The organism is Pontibacter akesuensis, assembly GCF_001611675.1.
In the GTDB taxonomy this organism is placed as follows: domain Bacteria; phylum Bacteroidota; class Bacteroidia; order Cytophagales; family Hymenobacteraceae; genus Pontibacter; species Pontibacter akesuensis.
This window is the reverse complement of record NZ_CP014767.1, coordinates 34404-55093: the sequence shown is the minus strand read 5'-3', so window position 1 is coordinate 55093 and position 20690 is coordinate 34404. Positions and strand designations below refer to the sequence as shown.

Below are 20690 nucleotides of genomic sequence, written 5' to 3'. Positions count from 1 at the left end.
ATTAATCATGAATAAGTTATTAACTGTGCTTACTTTAACAACAAGCTTAACCTTGCATAAGCTTGTAAGTATATTAATAATTATCAACTTGAACAAATTGTTAATTTTATTTACTTTATTAACTGTTAATAAAAGTGAATTCACGGTACTGCCTACTGCTTGTATTTTAGGTGATGTCGTGCAAAAAAAGCTATCGCTGATGGCGCCTACTCCGCACAGGCGCGGTGCAGGCAATAAGATTATGAAATGTATGCACTTTATTAACTTTATGCATATTATTTACTTTACACACAATATTAACTCTATGCACCTTTCTGGCGCCAGTACCACTCTCCCCTTTCCCCTTTAATCGATTACTAGACTTAATAAATTATGAACAATGAATAAATTATGCATAGTGTGCATCATAAATAAATTAGAAAGGTTTCATACTCTTTTTACTTTATTCACTGTTCATAACCTCAAGCTGTCAGCAACGCTTGTTCCTTTGGAAAGAAGGAGCGGCAAAGCCGCAGCCCCGACTTCAGACCATCCCCCGTCCACACAGCAGCCCCCCCTTACCCGCCAAGTGAGGCACGCGCTCGCCTGGGGAGGCAACAACGGAAGGAGGCAATGGAAACAGGGGGTCCGGGCGGAGGCATCCTAGCTTAGGAGAATGGGGCACGATGCCGTGAAAGGCAAGCCTTGGGAAGCCAAGGAGACACAGGAGGTGCCGGGCAGCAGCACACGGCTTGGCTAAGGCGACTTCAAGAGGAGGGAAGCAGTTATAGAGGTGCCCAGGGGCCTGCCCCACATCCGGAAAAACGGCAAAAGAGGGCAGTCCGTCGGCTTGCCAGCATATTGGCTGCATTCCGCCTGCCGCTTCCTAAATGCGTAACTTTGCATAAAGTATTAACTTTATGCATTTGTTGAACATTGCCAACGCTGCATAAATTATCCACAGTGTTGATTTTAATAACTTTATTAAGCTTATTAACTTTATTAAGCATAGGAAAAGCTTCTACCTACCCCCATCAGGGTACTTCCTTCGCCTGACAGGCCCCGTCACCCTTTGTTTTTGGAGATCTTGTTGTCCAGGTGCTTGGCAAACCACTCCGCCTCCGACGTGAATGTCAGGGTGCCCTTGTTCGTCGAAAACCAGTTGTTGGCCCGCGTGATCACCAAGGGAGGAAGCTGCTGGAGGTATTTCTGGATTTGCTCCTCCGAAAACGCATACTTGTCGCGCATGATCCGGACCGCGTTCGCCGTGACCTTGTCCGATCCGAGGACTGGGGTAGGGGAGGAGAACAGGTTTTGCTGCAGCGTCTTTGGGTCCGCCTGCAACGCACCGGGAGCGGGGGAGGGCAGCACGTTGATCGTCTTCACCAAATGGAAGGTGATGGAGTCCGCATTGCGGCCCTTCTTGTTTATCTTGTAGTCAAAGGCCATGTCCGTGTCCAGCAGCTCCTCCTTCGCCGTATCCAGGATGCGCCGCTTGAACTCGGCGAACAAGGGGTACTTGATGGTCTTGATACGTTCCCCCTCGGGCAGGCCCGCCCGTTTGGCTTCGTCCTCGTTGAGCTCCAGGTCCAGCCCCAGCATCAGCCGCAGTTGCCTGTACTTGATGGTGGTGGGCTTGTCCTTGAAGAGCCCCTGCTTGATGAACATGTAGATCCGGTAGGCCTGGATAGTCTTCAGACTCAGCAGCTGCTCCAGTTCGGCCTGCGTGTAGTTTCCCTTCAGGTCCAGCAGGTAAGGGGCCAGGTCGTTGTTGATCTTGGTAATGATGTACCTGCTGTCCTGGGTGTAGCTGACGGTGGGGAAGATCACCATGCTCAGGTAGGTCCGCTTCATCTTTCCCGCCTTGTCGGGGGACTGGCTTTCCACCTTGAACTTGATTTCCTGCAGCTCCGTGGCCAGCTTGGCCACCTGCTTAAAGTTCTTCCCCCCTTTGGAGGCATAGAGGGCGTCGATGGGGATCTTCACGTGCGTCAGCTCCTTGTCGTCCTTGTGGATATGCCCCAGGGCATAGATGAAGGCCCGCAACTGCACCGTCGGAATATCAAAATAGCTGTTTATCAGGTTGTTGTGCTGGGTAACCAGCTTGTTGGGCTGCTTGACGGGAATATTTATCAGGTCACTCATGGGCAAAAGGTTTAACTCTTAAATATATGTATTTAATTTGCAAGTAGTACATATACCTGTCGAATTCTATGGCATGCTTCCCCAAAGCCCTTAAAAGTGGGATTTTGTACATACATGGGATTTCGGCCATGTATCCGTGGGAGGGTGTACATCCCACGAGGGGATTCTGTACATATAAGGTGGGATTTTGTACAGGCTTCGGTGGGAAAACGTACATGTATCCGGCAGCATTTGCATGGGTGTCAGGCTGTTACGCCGCATCTAATAAGTAATAATAGTATTAAATAAAAGAATAAAGAAAAGAAAACCTTCCCCTTTCAGGGTTTTATGGGGGAAAAAAGAAACAAAAGGGAAGGAAAAGTACGCTGGAGAGTGGGATTTTGTACATATATCGCCCGTCCGAGGCCGCTCTCCTAGAAAGAATAGCGTGGCGTTCCGCGGTGGGATTCTGTACATCTATTCCACCAAGGCAGCTCAGGAAAGGATGCTATGCGCATTGCGCAATACGCAGTTAATCAATGCGTTATGCGTACTTTAAACGAGCTGGGCGCGCTGGACCGTCCCCTCCGAAAAGGTGTACATCTATTCCCTCCCCGCAAAAGGGGCTCCAGATCCTCCCTGGTGGGATTTAGTACATATATCAGTTCCGTCGCGTTCAATCAAACTCTATTTTATCGTTTATAAGTGCCATCATATCAGTCACTTATAAAAAACCATTTTGAACCTTGTCTTAGCCGGCTTTCTTTTTGAAAAGCAGTACATATAATGGGGACTGGAACGCATCCGGCAGTTAACTTTCCGGCAGGGGCATCGGATTGTATGTTCAACAAAGGGGCTGGTGGTATCTGGGGGAAGAAGACCCTTAAAGAACAGGGTAGGGCAGTGCCGCCTTAACAAAAAACGGCTGACGGATAGGCGTCTTTTGCTCAAACAGGCAACAGGCAGGGGAGGGTGGAGCTCACCCTTGTGCGGCGGGTGCCGGGAGCGCGCGCTGGAAGCGTACGTGCAGTCGCTGCACCGTGTGGGGGAAGAATCTTTTCCCGCGCCGGGTGGTGTACCCCTGGTTGTTCAGGCGGTCGGCGATGGCCTGGAAGGTCATGCCCTGCTCCCGGTACATCCGGATGAGCTCGGTGGCCTGGCGGTTGGCCTTGTGGGCGGCGGCGTTCTCCTGCCGCACCTGGAGGCCCCGCTGGCGGGCACCGGCGGTGAGGTTGCCGGGGGTGCCCAGGGCAAAGCCCTGAAGCTTCTTTTGCTGGAGGGCCGCCCTGGTCCGGGAGCTGATCAGCTCGCGCTCGTGCTGGGCGAGCACGGCAAAGATGCCGATGGTGAGCGTATTGGCGTCGGGCATGTCCACGGCAAGGAAGTGCACGTGGCTGTCGCGCAGCTTGAAGATAAAGCCGGCGTTGCGGCTGAGGCGGTCGAGCTTGGCGATCAGCAGCTGGGCCTGCTCCCGCTTGGCCAGGGCGATGGCCGCCTCCAGCTCGGGCCGGTCATTGCGCTTGCCGCTCTCCACCTCGATGTGCTCGGCGAGCAGCGCATCCCCTGCTTTGAGGAAGCCCTGCACCATCGCGCGCTGGGACTCCAGCCCCAGGCCGCTCTGGCCCTGCTTCTTGGTGGAGACCCGGTAGTAGGCGACGTACTTCATCTTTGCGGTGCTGGTAATGTTCGCTGCAAAGGTACGCATAACATTTTATAATCGGTCGTTTGTAAAACGTTATAAGGAGGAAATTCTTTAGAAATCCCTTGCTTGGCTGAGAATTTTCAAATCAGGAAATCGGAAGGAGGAACGGAAGTCCGGGCTTTCACCTGGTAGCGGTAGGGGAGGTGGTGCCAGCCACTGCCGTTACAAACCAGGTGGAGAAACTTTTCACGCAAGGGAAAAAGGAGGGAAAGGTATTTGTTAAAACATCACCTCTATTAAAAAATTGTCGTGACGCTTTAGCTTTTTTTCATTGCTCATGCTTTACCCGTAGACTATCTGTTGTAAGCACAGATGTGTTCATGATTTAGTTAAAGGGGAGGTAGCCGTCACAACTGATAGTCACATAGGGAGTGTCCTTTCTATGTTATCGTACTCTATATTGCGAAATATTGTGAAAGTTACTTCTAATCTAAGTACTTATTGAATCGAAGCCTGTTGTGGCGGTTCAGCCGATAAGTATATTTATGTTAAATAGGTCATGAACTGCTGATTTAGAAGGAATGCCTGCCCTGGCAGAATGAAGAAGACACAATGGATTTATTAGGCCTGCTCTTGCGGCTGTAGGTGCAATGGTGTAATATTAGGCATGGCAGACATTGACCTAAATCAGAAAGAGGCTTACCAGTCCTGGTTAGCAGCATTGAAGGACAGGATACGGGTTTCGCAACTGAAAGCGGCGGTTAGGGTGAATACCGAGCTGATGCAGGTGTACTGGCAATTGGGGAGGGGAATAGTGGAGAAGCAGCAGGAGGCGGGCTGGGGCGACGCGCTGATAGAGCAGCTTTCAACGGACCTAAGCGCGGCGTTCCCCGAGATAAAAGGGTTTTCCAGGACCAATCTCTTTTATGTCAGGAAGTGGTACCTGTTCTACAGCAGGGAGCAGCAACTAGTCCCACAGCTTGTGGGACAGTTAAGCCAGGCGCCTCACCTGGACAGCGAACAGGAATTAGTCCCACAGCTTGTGGGACTAATTCCATGGGGGCATAACCGCGAGATTGTGACCAAGTGCTCGGAGGTTGGAGAGGCGCTTTTCTATGTGAGTGAGACGATACGCTACGGCTGGTCACGAGCCGTGCTGCTGCACCATCTGGAGAGCGGCCTGTACAGGAGGCAGGGCAAGGCCCTTAACAACTTCGCCTTGACGCTTCCCAAGCCCCAGGCGGATCTGGCCGTTGAGACGCTCAAAAACCCCTATAACTTCGACTTCCTTAGCCTCGGGCCCCAGGCACGGGAGAGGGACCTGGAGGACGCGCTTGCCGAACAGGTTACGAAGTTTCTGCTGGAGCTGGGCCAGGGCTTCGCTTACATGGGTAGGCAGTACCGGCTCAATGTCGGCGGGGACGACTTCTACCTGGACGTTTTGCTGTACCACACCAAGCTGCGCTGCCATGTGGTGGTCGAGCTGAAGGTGACCGAGTTCCAGCCGGAGTACGCGGGGAAGCTGAGCTTCTACCTCAATGCGGTGGACGCGCAGCTGCGCCACCCGAGCGATAACCCGAGCATTGGCATTCTGCTTTGCAAAACGCCAAACAAGGTCGTGGTGGAGTACTCGCTGAAGAATGCGTCTGCCCCGCTGGGTGTGGCTGAGTACCGGCTGATCCATGCCGTCCCGGAGGAGCTGAAAGGGGAGCTGCCCACCGTTGAAGAGCTGGAGGAAGAACTGGAGAGGAGACTTCACGACAGTGGTGACCATGAGAAGGGTTAGCCTTAGGTGCAGATGTAATTTTAAGCCTCATACCAAAAAAGCTGATGTGGTATCTCCCGCAGCAGCTTAAAAAGCAGGAGAGAAATGGCAATCGATGAAATTCCCGTAACCGATGGTTTGTACGATGATCAGTTAATAAAATATTTATGGGCCAAGAGGAGGGACAGTGAATTTGACACACAAATTCTTGATGTGTTGGAAAAGCTTTGTAAACCACGGGTAGGTGATTTAGGGGACAGTGCGGCTAACTTATCGTTTTCAGACAGCGAAGTAGAGATGCTGAAAGAGACAAATATCGTAGAAGTCTGTAAAAACAAAGAAATTGTCGCCAGGTGGTGTGACTATGTCCAAGCTATAGACAGAACAAACAGGCCGAAGTATGTCAAGGAAGCCAGCCGTAACTATTTAGAGATTTATAAGGCTACCGGTAACTGTGAATATTTAGTGCGAAAGCTACAGCTGGTTCGTAAATACAAGGCTCTATACAGGGACGAGTTAGAGCCACTATTCGAACATGTGAAGGAGGAAATTTCAAAAAAAGGTGCGCCCTACTGGCAGCTGCGATTAATCAAAGAGTCTTCATCCATCTTCACACCTGAACGGTGCCAGGCTGAGTTTTTGACTTCATTGGAAGAGAAAGTGGATTTATATGAAAGAGAAGGAGATTACGGCAACTCTAGATTTTGTATAGACTCTTTACATGTAGTTAGAGCGTTGGACGTCAACCAATGGCGTGTCAGGCGGGCTGAAAATTATGAAAAAGAGGGTGACCGTGTAATTGATAATAGGCTGCCGAACACCCTTTACCCTAGCCTTGATCAAATATTCTATAAAGGACTGCAGGAAATAAAATCAGTCGAGAACAGCGACGCTCTAAGAGAAAGATTGGAAGAAAAACTTGAAAAGGCACAGCTTGAGAAACACACTGTAATTCAGATAGCCGGTATTCCAACTGTTCCGCCTGTGGATCATGAGCGCATCAAAGGAGAAGTGGCAAAATTAGGAACAGATAGTTTCGAGGCGGGCTTCAAACAACTGCTGTCCATACCCATAGTTTCAAAAAGGGAAGTAGAAGAGTATGTGGAAATCCGTAAAAGTCAGGGGCTGCTAACAACTAAGTATCTCTCTGAAACTGTAAAAGTCAGCAACAAAGGCGCTGCCATTGGTTCAGCCAAAGGTGACGATGCTCTGGCCAATGAGGCAAGGTTTTGGTATAGAGAAAGAAGAATTTCTGTCATTGTCGCCATCAAGCAGGTCATGGATGTGCACAGACAACTGAACATGAACTTTGTATTTGCTATGGTAGAGGGTTCCAAAAGCAGGTTCATCACTAAAGACAGAGCAGATATTTACTCAATGGGTTTGTTGGAAGGCTTCAACAACAATTATATTTCGGCCGCTCATCTGCTGATGCCTCAGCTTGAACACAGCTTGAGGCATATTGCTACACAGTATGGCATAGTCATGACAAATTATGCGGAGGATTTGCAGCACGAAAAAACCTTAGGAGTATGTTTAGGTAAAATGAAGGATGCCATAACAGAGGATTTACAGGAGGAGCTGAAAAACTTTCTAACGGAGGCAAGTAGTGTCAATTTTCGAAATAACCTCTGTCACGGATTGATTCCGCCATCGGAAATAGCACATTATGGCATATATCTGTGGTGGTTGGCATTAAAGCTGATTTTTCAGACAGAGCATTTTTTTCCACAAAACGATAGAAAAGGTTAGTTCTGCCATAATTCTATCAGTAGAACGAATATGGTGGGTGGTAACCTTTAGAACAGACTGCGAACGAGGCGTAGCCGAGGATGTAGCCTGTGCAGTGTTGTAGATGGTTATTTTTTGTGCTATTCCAGAAGGCCGAAGAATAAAACTAAAGAATTCATAAATTGGCTAGACAACAATTCTTATACTTTTTACTGCTGCCACAAGGACACCTTTCATTTCTTCCAGTTTTTCTTTGTTTCGCAGTTCTGGTACTAAAATCAATCAAGTCTCCTCTTTGAATCTTCGGAAGATCCTTTACAAGTTCATCCATTCTTTGCTCCTTAGCCCATTCATGTTCCAGATTAACTCCAAACTTCACTTTAGGAAAAAACGCTCCAATACATATTCCAAACCAGGAGGTAGCTTTTTGAGTGTATTTTCTTTGCTCACAGTGGTTGCGCAGACGGGGCATTGATGTCGATGGATGATCGTCATTACAATGAATCGTCAACCCAGTTCTCATTTCATCAAAGGAAAGGGTCAGGTCATGGTTTTTTCCATCTTCCTTGCTGCGCCTGATTAACTTAGGAACTGAGGAGTTTAATATTTCAACAGTTTTACCACTTAAAGTAAGTAAAAAGAAGCCTAGATCTATAGTCTGAGCATGCTCTAATATCTCTATGTCTTTTACTATCTGATCATAAACAGTTCCTCTATACTTGGTTAAGATGCCTTCCGGTGTATCAATTCCAGGAACATCCTCACGTCTTGTCAGCATTGCTAGATCAAGATCAGCACATAAATCATCCTCAAAATACATCCCGGAGTATTCATTATCCATCCACAGATTCTTTTTCAAGTGATACGAAAGAATCGTTAGCTCATGTGTTGAATATATCTTCTCACCATAGGATGTCCTCCTGTTTACATAGCTAAGAAAGTGCAAGGGAGACTGCAACATTTCGGTCATAACATCAAGCATAAAGATGTCCATGACAAATGGTGCTTTAATACAATTTGTTGTATTGTACTGTAAAAACTGTTTAGCTTGAGTAGCAAGAGCGGGATAATGTTCAGAGACTACACAAAAAGGATAAACCTCTTTAAAATCTCGATGTATGTTCAATTCATCCCCATTTTCATCAATAAGTTTATGGTTCCTATCAGTTAAAAGTGTAGCGCAGAGGTATGCTTGGTCATAAGCACTTTGAACTGCTTTTTTAAAATCATTCTGTAAATGACTGTCGTTCCCCTTACGGGCCGCTATTGTGAGCTTCTTTGATTTTGCCTGTAAAACGATTGCTCTATTAGCAAATACAACTAATACATCAATTTCACCTGCCCACTTTTTTCTAGAAGTGTAAATGCTAATGTTGGTGAATACTCGGTGTTCTCCGAATACAAGCTTTAACCTATCTGCAGAGAATGTCTCAGCAAACTTTCCTCTATTTTCCATTGCAGTCGGACGATATCTTTCGTCTTCATGCAGCCAGAAAAAAGGTGTCTCATACAGAGCTTGCATTAGGCTGTAGTTTTGAAACAATACGTACTCATTATTAGACAATTCAATAATAGGGTAAGCATTTGTAGGATTATAATCATCTAAAGAATTGAAGTCACTCATGTTAACTGGTGATATAAATGATTTAATCACCTGATTAACTATCTCCTCTTCAATTTGGGAGGCACAACTTATTTCTTTAACAGTGAACTTAAAAGCCGGAAGAAGGCTCCACTCATTTGAAGCCTTATCAACAAGCTCAAACATCAATTCAGTGATTTTTACATCTTGAAGTGCTTGTGTTGTAGTTGCTACAGCAATTGCTTCTTGTATAGTAAATTTTTTGTTTTCTATAAACCAATCATCGTCCTTCTGATATTTCAGTTTTGAAAAGTCTCTATACTGAAAAAGATAAGCTCCTTCACCGCTGTAAAAGATTGGTTCCCTTAGAAAAGCACCACTTTTAAAAAGGGCTAAACTTTCATCTCCTATCTTTTCAAAGTCAAAAGCTTCTGCAATTGACGGCATTATTGAATGATGAAGTTCTTCTAATAAAGTTTCTGTTCTGTCTATATAGTTTTGTACAACTTCGGGTGAGGGCAGCTCTGTGTTTATTCTTGTTTTGCAAGCAAGACCTACTAGCGTTGATATTTCTGTTCTCAATAATCTGTCTCTTGAAAATTGCTGCAACACATCTTCAACAGACATAACATCGTCATACTTAATTGTATTATCCCTAAAACAGAAATATGCAATAGCATGTACATATCCTGGAGAAATGCATAGTTCAGCCAGTTCTGAAAAAACCTCATGTTCTAATCTTTTTTCCTTTGGCATAAGCAAGAGTCGATAAAGCTATTATATAGATAAAATTCTTTCAGTGGTTTGTAATAATGCTCTACAACGGCTTGTGCATACAGCACCGCCAAATCTTTTTCAAAGGAAAATCAGCCTCTCCTTTTCTGAGTGCTTTTGGATGTTCCATACCCCACGTTTTTCTGGGGCAGGAGCAACACACCTGGCAACAACCCAGCAACAGTCGTTGCCAATGGGGGCAAAAAGCGGTAGCGGACCCTATGTGCCGATAAGCTCACTTATGATAAATAGAGTGGGAGTTTCAGAGGGTATTGTTTCATGTCCTTGTAAAACCACCCCCCCGTCATACTCAACGGGGGAAGCCGGCACGTGATCATAGACCCTATAAACCCACGCGCGAAAGGTGGCCCAGCTCACCGAGGCGCAGCTATAAAAAGTTGCTTAAGGAGGGAGGGCAGCCCTTCCCGATCTACCTGCCCAGGCCACTGCCGGAGTACCGCTCCTCCACTCTGTTCCGGGCTCTGCCTGTAGCAGTACAGAGCAAGAATCTCCACCAGAAACAAACACGCAGAATTGGCTCAAAAATTCGCTTGTAAAATCAATCATAACACGTTGACATTAAGTTAATTACAAGCTAAAATTGCTTATTTTTTAGCTACTTTATTTACAATTATGTCAAGTTATCTGTCGCCTTACCTAAGACTAGTAGTTATAACTATACCTATGCTACCTGTACAGGTATGTATGCCGTAAGTAAAATTGAAGATATTATAATTAGATCATAAAATAAATGTAAGTATTTTATGATCTAATTATAATATTTTAGATATTTATGTTGAACTAAAACATAGATCATTATGGAAAATGTAGATGAAATGGACAAATCAAGAAGTGAAGGGGCTGAATATTCGACCTCTTGTACGAAATGCCTTTGCTTAAAATGGAGCGATCCAGACGATGATGGTAAGTGTGATACAAAAAAGCCTGGCAGTGCTGGAGTTTGCGGCCATGAAAGGAGTGATCATAATTAAGCAGCTTTACCCTTGTCTTTATTCTATAGACTCGCAGCACCTATATAGCTTGGAATTCACCCCACGACTAGCCTTAATAGCATCATTTGACTTTTGAGCTATCTCCAGCCAATACATTACTTTACTCCTGTATATATCTACCAGAGCAGTGTCACTGTAAAGTAGTGATAGGCTCACAACCAGTAATGAGCCGTGCATCTTTAACCAGGTGTGCGGCCTACATATTATCGACTTTCCAAAGTGCAATAAAAAAGTTGTAAAAAAGCCCCGATCAGAATACTCTGAAAGGGGTTTTTTCCATAACTGCTTTTATGTTGAATAGAGTTAGGTCAAGGCGGAGTGCAGCTTTAAGGCAGCAGCCGTCGTCTGCCGCTAAGACGGGACGCTGGGACAGCGGTACAAAGCAGCTGTCCCAGCCGTAGTTTCCCCGCTACAGGTTTTGAAGGTCAGCCCCGGTATTGCTTCCGCTTGCTCCTGCTTGTTCTTGCTTGCTGTTGTCTCGGAAAAAGGAGGGTTTTTTGATACAAATGCGGAAGGCGGTTACGGCCTCGTATAAAAGACGTGCGAGGCCGTCGGCCAAAGCATGTTTTTTATACAATGTTACCTGTTGTTTTTTTTATAGTGTTTTGACTATTTCTTCCATAGAAAGCTCTCCTTCGTTAAACAGCCTTTCCTTGTATTTTACCTTAAGCTTATCTAATAATCTGGCCATGTTGAAGCCGGTGGCATAATAGTATACAGCCGACTTGGAAGGCAGGTAAAGCCACTCTTCTTTGTCTAACTCATAGTCTTTGAAATAACTATAGGAATGGTAGGATGTGTCTGAACTTATGAGTTTTGAATCAGGCAACTTATCAGAGAACCTTTCATAGAGCTTTTGCTCTACGTACCTGGCAGTGCCTTCCATTGTCTCATATGTCTTCTCGTAGCTTTCTATGTCGAACCCAAGTCTCTGCTTTGTTTCTTTCCTTCGCTGCTTCCTTAGCTTAAGAAAGGTAGAGATGAGGCTGTCAATCTTTGTTCTGCTCTCAGTCTCTAAGGCAAGTAACAGTAGCTCATTCTCCCTATCTACTTTTTCTTTAAACCATTCGTTGTTCCTGTAGATGTCACGCAAGCTGTCCTGTGGAACAGAAAAGATATTTTGAGCCAATGACCGAAGGTACTCATCGTGTTTGTATTGAAAGCCGTGAAAGTATTCATGAATTACCATTGTTACCCATTCCTCAGTTGATGAAATATCTTGAACTACTTTGCGAGTCTCTTCATAGCCACTACTGTGCACAAACGGAGTATAATTATCATAGGCAGATGAATCGCCCATTGTGAAGCCTGTTGCCATGTGAAATGGTATATTGTCAATACGTTCAGACACCTTGTAAATCCTGATGCCCCCATTCTGGTAAACAAGCTTTGGGTTATATGAATTCAAGAAGCGCTTCGTAGGGTTAGCTACAAGAGAGGAAGTATCTGTGTAGTAAATTAAAGGCACATCGTACCGGCTTTTATTAAAATCAGGCCAGATGTCGCTTGCAATAGTTGGTTTTAGGCTGTAGACATACTCTATCCTACTGAAAATTTTTTGGTCTATGCTTTCTGGCACTTTTCTACATGCTAAAGCTGAGATAACCAGTAAAAGTAACGTCAAGATGCGCATTTCTATTGATTACAAGTAACGTGCTGGTATAGCAGATTGCGAGGCGTCAGCCGAAGCATGACTGCTATACTTGGTTGGCAAGTGTTTTTATTCTTCTGATTAGGATGATTCTGGAAGGCTAAACCCATACATGAACATCATCAAGTGACCGCCAGAGCTTTCAAGTCCCACCATGTCCATGAGTTCTTCAAAATAGCCACAAACCCTTTCTCTGTCTTCTGTATCCAAGTCCATTTTCACATCAGAGAATCTTGAAAGACCAATTTCTATCATGTCCTGATATTTTTTGTCTGTCGGATTTCCACTCTCCGCTACAGCCCTGAAATCGTCTGCTGCTTTATTTATTTTTTCTGCCAGTACGGAGCGTATCTTAGGGTCTGCAACTCCTGTATAGAAGGATGCGCTTTCCTCCACGAACTTTTCCTTCTTTTTAAATTCTTCAAACTTAGTCATAGCGTATTCAGGAGTTTTTATTTGTATCTGGCCATATGCAGAGAAGGACAAGAAGACAAATAAGATTAATAGAGATTTATTCACGTATTAAATGTTTGCCAACTACGGTATATAAGGAGTTATTCCGTTTATCCGCCTACCGTTGGTTGGCTAAACGGAACTGGACTAACGAATATACTATATAATAAACTCTCATTGCTGGATCCTCTCCCGAAATTTCCAATCTCGAAAAACGGCCGTTTTTTGGGGCGGTGCCTGTCAACCTATTTCAGGACAATGCTGCCTTGGAGTTGTTGCCGGTTGGGGTACTTTCACGGGAAGCAGAACCCTTCAGCAGGTTGCTTGCTTTTGCTTTGTATCCATCCTATATTCGATAGCCCAATTCCTGTTTTCTGTAGATTTCGACAAATAAGTCGAATATACTTCCACTTATAACAAGAGTAAAAAATGCCGTGCTGCTCACCAAGCACTTGCACCATAAAAAACAACACTTTAATGATGGCTTGCAGAAAGTTTAAAGGTGCAGAATAGATTGGCCACTGCACAAAAGGGACAATTAGCAGCAGTGGAAAACTTGTAACCGCTACTATTCTTATCTTTTTCTTCCATGTTTATGACTGTTTATTTTATCTTTAGAAGATTGCAATCGGTTTCATAAATGATTTTCACAATAAGCATGAAAAGACGAATCTTCTTATCAGCTATAGTGCTTCTACTGGCGGCATTCAACTATGCTTCAAGCCAGGATCTGAAACTCAATGATCTTGCGTATTTCGAAACGCAAGGCGTCAATGTCCTGGTATACAATAATCTTTTTACCGGAGGTTTTAACGATGAGAAGAACGCCGGCATAGAATTGATTCACCATGGCGTCCGAACAGCCCAAGGTGGTGCTGTGAGACTTTCCAATACTCCCGAGCAGTGGGATCTTGTTCCCAACATATCAAACCGAAAGGTAGACCGTGCGGCAAAGACCATTGAGGCTACGTTACGGTATGAGGAATATAATTTTGACTCGCGCGTGGTGGTCACGGCAAAGGGTAAAGGTGTGGAGATAGCCGTTTACCTGGACAAACCCCTTCCGAAGGTACTAGAAGGGGCCGCTGGATTTAATCTTGAGTTTCTACCCTCGCAGTATTGGAATAAGGCCTATTTGATGGATGGCCGCCCCAACCGTTTTCCACGTTATGTGGTAGGCAACACCGTAACGAAGCCCAACAGTGAAAAGCCAAAGCAGTTTAAGGGGTTTGTCACTTCAGACGACAGGGGGACCGGCAAATATATTGATCCGCTCCCGCTCGAAACCGGCCGTACCTTTCTTCTTGCACCCGATGAACCCGAACGTTTGGTGAAAATCACCTCGCCTGATGCCGATCTGATGCTTTTCGATGGCCGCATGCTGGCACAGAACGGCTGGTTTGTCGTTCGCAGTTTACTTCCGGCAGGAAAAACAGGCAAGGTGTTGACCTGGACCGTTGAACCAAACGCCATCAAGGGTTGGAAAAGAGAGCCAAACATCGGTTTCTCCCAAGTGGGTTACCTCCCTTCGCAACCGAAAGTTGCTGTCATTGAACTCGACAAGAAAGACAAACCGCTCTCCAAGTCAACCATCTACAAAGTAGGCACCGACGGCAAAACCACCAAAGTATTTAGCGGCAAAATCACATCCTGGGGTGACTATTATAAGTACCACTATGTGAAATTCGACTTTTCCTCAGTGAAAGCCCCCGGTATATACTATATCCAGTACGGCGATATTAAAACGAACAATTTTTTAATCGAAAATAACGTCTACGACAAGATCACCGATGCCACCAGCGACATATGGATCCCCATCCATATGAACCATATGTTCGTCAACGAGGGGTACCGGGTATGGCATGGCGAGCCCTTCAAAGAAGGTTATCTCCAGGCCCCCCCAAACAGCGACCATTTCGACCTGCATGCCCAGGGACCAACAACCGATACCAAGTACAAAGCACTCGAATTGATTCCCGGGTTGAACGTCGGTGGTTTTTTCGATGCCGGAGATTTTGATATCGAGACAGGATCGAATATCAACGTGGTGCAGAACTTCGTGCACACATGGGAATACTTCAAACCCCAACGCGACCAGACGTTTGTTAGCCAGAAGCAGCGTTATGTTGATCTTCACCGGCCCGATGGAACGCCGGACATGTTGCAGTTTATCGAGCACGGAACGCTGAACCTGGTAGCCCAGGCAGAGATTATCGGCCACATGACGCAAACGCTCTCCAACGCTGTGCTTGATAATTACCATCACCTTGGAGACGCAGCCTCCTCAACAGACGGTCTCCCTTATAATCCGAACCTGGGCCCCTACGAAGTAGCCCCCGACGGCCAGTCGAGTGGCGTGAAGGATGATCTGTGGGCATTTACAAGCCGCAATCCCAGCCTCGATCTCCGTGCAGCAACCATGCTGGCCGCAGCAAGCCGGGCGTTGAAGGGGTATAACGACGATCTTTCTGCAAGAGCGTTGGAACAGTCAAAAAGACTGCTGAAAGAGGCAACGGAGCTACTTGCCAACCAGCCGGAGGACACCTCAAGATGGAGCAGAGCAGCAAATGTGGGGACCAACCTTCAACTGTATATCGCCACCGGGGAACAAGAGTACAAGGATAAGTTTCAGGAGCTTTTATGGCCTGCACTTGACCGTGGCGTTACCTTCCAGCTTTTGACGGCACTTAACGCCATACCGCACATGGATGCATCCTACAAAGAGAAGCTCCGCCCGTATGTGGTAAAGTACAATGATTACATCAAGGGGCTTGAAAAGGATAACCCTTACGGAGTACCGATCGATCTAGGTAACTGGGCAGGTAGCGGAGCTGTTACGAATTTTGGAACCACCGTCTGTTTTGCCAACAAATATTTCCCTGATGTCATCAGCGCCAGCCATGCTTTCAAAGCCACTAACTATCTGTTTGGCGCCCATCCGTATCACAATTATTCGTTAGTGGCAACGGTGGGTGCCACTCGTCCCAAAGCGGTCTTTTACGGCAATAACAGGGCCGATTTCTCCTTTATTCCGGGCAATGTTGCTCCGGGTGTATTATTCAGAAAACCCGACCACTTTGAAAACTACGATGACTGGCCGTTTCTGTGGGGACAAAACGAGGGCACGATTGCCGGAAATACCAGCTATCTGATTTTTGGATCAGCCTTTAAGAATTTAGTAAAATAAACAACCTGTAATGAGCATTTTTGAGTCAGCTACTGGTTCGAACTGTTATATTTTAGCGCAAGCAGTAAGTTAATTGGCTTGGGTGTGGTGGTGTCCGACCCGGACAGCTCTTTAGATTTCTATTTAAAGGGAATTGGGCTGGTGGAGGGCAAAAGCTTTACGATCAGTGGAAAAGCACTGAGGCCCATAAGCGAAAGACTGAAGGAAAAGAAGGTGCCTTTCCTGGGAAGTCCGCCCACACCCCTGAATCAGGAATCGCATTTTGTGCCGGTGCAGGACCCTGACAGGACTTTTGTTGAACTGATACGGTCTATGGCATAAGTAGCCCTAGGGCACCATACCCCTCCAGCCTAAAGTCAGGAGGAAAACACTGCTTCACGGCAGTTGTGTTGTTAAGAAAGCGAATGACGCCAATGATGAGAAAGCTTTTACGATTGGGTTTATTAGCCCTTGTTTGCCTAAGCACCTTGCCTTCGCAAGGGCAAGGTGCTCAGAACCCTATCATTCATGCCGATGTTCCTGACATTGCCTTGATCAGGGTAGGGGATACGTACTATATGAGCAGTACCACCATGCACATGAGCCCGGGGTTGCCCATCATGAAGTCCAAAGATCTTGTTAACTGGGAACTGGTGAATTATGCCTATGACACCCTGGGAGACGTGGACGCGTTGAACTTGGCCAATGGGGAAAGTGCCTATGGCAAAGGCTCCTGGGCCAGCAGCCTTCGTTTTCATGACGACACCTACTACGTGACCACCTTCGCCCAAACGACCGGGAAAACCTACATTTACACGACGAAGGACATCGAAAAAGGCCCCTGGAAAGCCCATTCCTTTGAGCCTTCCCTTCATGACCATACTTTATTTTTCGAAGATGACGGCCGCGCTTACATGATCTGGGGCGGCGGGCAGTTGAAGATGGCAGCGTTGAAGGAGGATCTTTCAGGAACAAAGCCAGGTACGGAAAGGGTCCTGATAGAAGATGCAACGGCACCTGCCGGCCCCCATGTAGGGCTGCCGGCCGAAGGCTCCCAGCTTTTCAAGGTGAACGGGAAATATTACCTCTTCAACATCGCCTGGCCCAAAGACGGTATGCGGACGGTCATTGTGCATCGGGCAGATAAGATCACCGGACCCTATGAAGGCCGGGTGGTGCTGCAAGACAAGGGAGTGGCGCAGGGCGGATTGATTGATACGCCGGGCGGTGATTGGTACGCGTACCTGTTCCGGGACCATGGGGCCGTGGGCCGTATCCCGTATTTGGTGCCGGTAAAATGGGAGAATGGCTGGCCGGCCTTGGGCGTCAACGGCAAAGTGCCCGATACCCTGAACCTACCCGCCAGTACAGGCCTCCTGCCGGGTGTTGTGGCATCAGATGAATTTGCGCGTAAGAAAGGCGAGGCGGCCTTGCCCCTGGTCTGGCAGTGGAACCATAACCCAGACAACAGGCTTTGGTCTGTTACAAAGCGGAAAGGCCACCTGAGCCTAACCACCGGGCGGGTGGACTCGTCCTTTCTGCTGGCCAGAAATACCCTCACCCAGCGCACTGTCGGGCCGGAGAGCACCGGTGAAACCCTGATAGACGTATCGAAGATGAAGGAAGGTGATTTTGCCGGCCTTGCTTTGCTGCAGCAGCGATACGGCTTGGTTGGGGTCAAGTCAGAGAACGGAGCTAAATCCATTGTGGTGGTCAATGCCCAATCTGGTGGTCCGGTAGAGCAGGAGAAAGTGCCTCTCAGGCAGAGCAAGGTGTACCTGAAGGCCGCGTGTGATTTCAGGTACCGCAAAGATGTGACGAACTTCTTCTACAGCCTGGATGGGAAGACATGGGTTAGGATTGGGGCTCCACTGAAGATGGCCTACACCATTCCGCACTTTATGGGGTACCGCTTCGGGCTGTTCAACTACGCCACCAAAACACCGGGCGGCCAAGTGGATTTCGATTATTTCCGCATCCATCACCAGAATACGGAGGTGGAATAACGAACCATTACAACAACATGAACTCCCTGGAAACACGCTCGCGCTGCCCTTCGACTGTTCGTAACCAAAACCTTTCCAGGATTATGAAATGGCTGTTTATTTCAGCCCTCCTACTTAATAACCTATAGGGAGCTTTAAAAACTTTAGCCGTAAAAATGAACAACCTATTCACCGCAACCTGTCTGATGTACGCTTTCTGTCTGGTGTCGTTTCTCGCCCAGGCGCAAAACCCCATCATCCAAACCGCCTATACTGCCGACCCGGCCCCCATGGTACATAACAATAAGCTGTACCTGTACACCAGCCACGATGAAGACGGCTCTACCTGGTTTACCATGAATGACTGGAAGCTGTATACCACCGAGGACATGGTGAACTGGACAGACCATGGCGCCATACTGGCCTATTCCGATTTCAGTTGGGCCAGGATAAATGCGTGGGCCCCGCAATGCATAGAACGGGGAGGTAAATTTTACATGTATGTTCCCTTAACCACCCATGATAACCAAATGGCCATTGGGGTAGCGGTTGCCAACAGCCCCTACGGGCCGTTCCGAGACCCGCTGGGCAAACCCTTGATCCAAAGTGGAGGAGGGGACATTGACCCTTCGATTTTCCTGGATGACGATGGGCAGGCCTACCTGTATTGGGGCAACCCGAAGAGTTTCTACGTCAAACTGAACGAAGACATGATATCCTACCAGGGCGAAATCGTGCAAGTTCCCAACACCGTAGCATCGTTTGGCAGGCGCGAAGGCAGTCCGGAGCGGCCTACCACCTATGAGGAAGGTCCATGGCTTTATAAGCGCAAAGGGTTGTACTATCTGCTATTTGCCGCAGGCCCCCTGCCGGAGCACATCGGTTATTCCACCAGCGCCAACCCTACCGGCCCCTGGAAATACCAGGGCGTTTTAATGTCTACCGAGGGCAGCAGTTTTACCAACCACCCGGGCATCATAGATTTTAAGGGGAAAACCTATTTCTTCTACCATAACGGGGCCTTGCCTGGCGGTGGCGGCTTTACCCGCTCCGTTAGCGTGGAGGAGGTAACGTTCAAAAAAGACGGTACCATCCAGCCCATGAAAATGACGAAAGGAATTACCAGGGGCTTGGCCCCTTTAAACCCGTTTGTGAAGAACGAGGCGGAGACCATAGCCTGGTCTGAAGGGGTCAAGTCTATGCAGAATGAAAAAGTTGGTGTATTCGTGACGGCCCTGCGGAACGGTGCCTACACCAAAGTAAAAGACGTCGATTTCCGGAAGACGGGAGCCTCTAAATTTACTGCCAGACTTGGCACGACACATAATACTGAAGTGAACCTGGAAGTCAGGTTGGGCAGTGTAGAAGGAGAATTGATAGGAACCGTGAAAGCGCCCCTTACCGGAGGAAATGACCGGTGGGCCCTGGTAGCAAGCAGTGTTAAGAAGGTAACAGGCATCCATGATGTATACTTTGTCTTTAAAGGAAAAGAGGCAAGCAACATCCTGTTTTTTGACTATTGGATGTTTTCAGAATAGTTATTTTAATAATAGCGTTCAAAAATAAGCCGAGTAAGTTTCGCTGGAGTAAAAACAACGACGGAAGTGGCCGCTAAAATTTTCAATAATTTGTAAAAGGGAAAATTCTAATTTCCTGTCATCATGCCAGGTTTTTTAACGATCATTTAAAAGGATTTCTCCATGGGTTTCAATCCAATAAAAATGGCTAGCAGATTAATTCTGGCCATATTGTTAGTTTCGTCTGCTACAGCAATGGCACAGGATGGCACCATCTATCCACTCAAAGCCCCTGCCGAGCCGAATTCTATCCCGCTCGGTACAGGTGGTGTAAATGGCCAGAAAGCCCCTGAAACTTGGTTCCGCCAGTGGGGCGACCCTATGGCGCGAAACGTCTCAACTGCCACCTTAACCCCCTTCCTGCCTGCCCCGGGCAAGGCAAATGGCACAGCCGTAATTGTGGCACCCGGCGGCGGTTTCAGGTGGCTTTCTATGGACAACGAGGGCTGGGAAGTTGCCAAAGCACTCTCTGAAAAAGGAATCGCTGCTTTTGTCCTGAAATACCGGCTTCATCCTACTCCCGAATCGCTTGATGACTTTAAAGCTTGGATGAATCGCCCTCCCGCGGCTCCGGCCGCGCCTTCTGACACTTCACCAAGTGCAACCCCGCCAGGCATGCCGCAGCTGGACCTGTCTACCCAGCTCGCAGACGCCGAGGCTGCTTACGCTCTAATTCTCAAACGAGCCAAAGAATGGGGTGTCGATACGGACAGAATAGGCATGATCGGGTTTTCTGCGGGCGCCGGCCTTACCATGCATGCAACGCTAAACTCCAAGACCATGAAACTGGCCTTCATAGGTCCTATCTATGGCGGTATGGGCCCAGTGGAGGTGCCGAAAAACGCGCCGCCCATGTTCAATGTAATCGCAACTGATGACTTCCTTTTCCGCGGGCAGTTCGGGGTGGTTGATTCCTGGTACAAAGCGGGCATACCTGTCGAGTTTCACCTCTACCAGAACGGCGGCCATGGCTTCGGGCTTGGAAACCCAGACCGGACCAGTAATCGCTGGTTCGATGCCTTCATGCACTGGCTGGAGGTAAACAAATTTCTCAAGAACGAGCCCAATAAGTGAGCAGGCGGTCTTTCATTTGAAACCAGCGCTAGCAATTCGCACGACCGTTTGCTTAGCCGCAGTTTCACTTCCATCGATCCCCTTGAAGATCAAAGCAGAATTAGCTAAAAGTATCTTCTGAGAAAGGGACAACTCCATACGGGTAAAATGTAAATGCAAGTGTTGATTGGGGCA

The 20690-nt window shown here is 47.3% G+C and carries 13 protein-coding genes; 8 read left to right on the top strand and 5 right to left on the bottom strand.

Features of this window, described 5'->3' with window-relative positions; genetic code table 11:
• Nucleotides 1-7 precede the first annotated feature (7 nt).
• A complete protein-coding gene (locus A0W33_RS21170) occupies nucleotides 8-349 on the top strand; it encodes a hypothetical protein (RefSeq protein ID WP_139237252.1) in 342 nt (113 codons plus the stop codon).
• 695 nt (nucleotides 350-1044) lie between these two features.
• Here the strand turns inward: A0W33_RS21170 and A0W33_RS20250 are convergent.
• Nucleotides 1045-2124, bottom strand: coding sequence for a replication initiation protein (locus tag A0W33_RS20250; protein WP_068840305.1), 1080 nt, complete (start codon nucleotides 2122-2124; stop codon nucleotides 1045-1047).
• 958 nt (nucleotides 2125-3082) lie between these two features.
• A complete protein-coding gene (locus A0W33_RS20245) occupies nucleotides 3083-3769 on the bottom strand; it encodes a recombinase family protein (protein WP_068840375.1) in 687 nt (228 codons plus the stop codon).
• Nucleotides 3770-4412: 643 nt separating this feature from the next.
• Here A0W33_RS20245 and A0W33_RS20240 point away from each other — a divergent pair.
• Nucleotides 4413-5531: a PDDEXK nuclease domain-containing protein gene (locus A0W33_RS20240; protein WP_068840304.1), complete on the top strand. Its 1119-nt coding sequence runs from the start codon at nucleotides 4413-4415 to the stop codon at nucleotides 5529-5531.
• 84 nt (nucleotides 5532-5615) lie between these two features.
• Complete coding sequence (locus tag A0W33_RS20235) at nucleotides 5616-7262, top strand: DUF4209 domain-containing protein (protein ID WP_068840303.1); 1647 nt, start codon at nucleotides 5616-5618, stop codon at nucleotides 7260-7262.
• Between the two features lie 154 nt (nucleotides 7263-7416).
• Here the strand turns inward: A0W33_RS20235 and A0W33_RS20230 are convergent, their stop codons facing one another.
• A complete protein-coding gene (locus A0W33_RS20230) occupies nucleotides 7417-9579 on the bottom strand; it encodes an NERD domain-containing protein (protein WP_068840302.1) in 2163 nt (720 codons plus the stop codon).
• 836 nt (nucleotides 9580-10415) lie between these two features.
• Here A0W33_RS20230 and A0W33_RS21030 point away from each other — a divergent pair.
• Nucleotides 10416-10589, top strand: coding sequence for a hypothetical protein (locus A0W33_RS21030; protein WP_157578097.1), 174 nt, complete (start codon nucleotides 10416-10418; stop codon nucleotides 10587-10589).
• Nucleotides 10590-11205: 616 nt separating this feature from the next.
• On the opposite strand, the gene A0W33_RS20225 is transcribed toward A0W33_RS21030, so the two are convergent.
• Nucleotides 11206-12234, bottom strand: coding sequence for a hypothetical protein (locus tag A0W33_RS20225; RefSeq protein WP_139237251.1), 1029 nt, complete (start codon nucleotides 12232-12234; stop codon nucleotides 11206-11208).
• Nucleotides 12235-12342: 108 nt separating this feature from the next.
• A complete protein-coding gene (locus tag A0W33_RS20220; protein ID WP_139237250.1) occupies nucleotides 12343-12696 on the bottom strand; it encodes a DUF4844 domain-containing protein in 354 nt (117 codons plus the stop codon).
• A gap of 676 nt (nucleotides 12697-13372) precedes the next feature.
• On the opposite strand from A0W33_RS20220, the gene A0W33_RS20215 reads away from it, so the two are divergent.
• From A0W33_RS20215 to A0W33_RS20195, 4 genes are all read left to right on the top strand, one after another.
• Nucleotides 13373-15901, top strand: a complete 2529-nt coding sequence (locus A0W33_RS20215; RefSeq protein WP_068840374.1) for a glycoside hydrolase family 9 protein — start codon at nucleotides 13373-13375, stop codon at nucleotides 15899-15901.
• 416 nt (nucleotides 15902-16317) lie between these two features.
• Nucleotides 16318-17886 (top strand): glycoside hydrolase family 43 protein, encoded by a 1569-nt coding sequence (locus A0W33_RS20205; RefSeq protein WP_068840298.1) that lies wholly within the window; start codon nucleotides 16318-16320, stop codon nucleotides 17884-17886.
• Nucleotides 17887-18071: 185 nt separating this feature from the next.
• Nucleotides 18072-19403, top strand: coding sequence for a glycoside hydrolase family 43 protein (locus A0W33_RS20200; protein ID WP_068840373.1), 1332 nt, complete (start codon nucleotides 18072-18074; stop codon nucleotides 19401-19403).
• 183 nt (nucleotides 19404-19586) lie between these two features.
• Nucleotides 19587-20516: an alpha/beta hydrolase gene (locus tag A0W33_RS20195; RefSeq protein WP_229802334.1), complete on the top strand. Its 930-nt coding sequence runs from the start codon at nucleotides 19587-19589 to the stop codon at nucleotides 20514-20516.
• Nucleotides 20517-20690 lie beyond the last annotated feature (174 nt).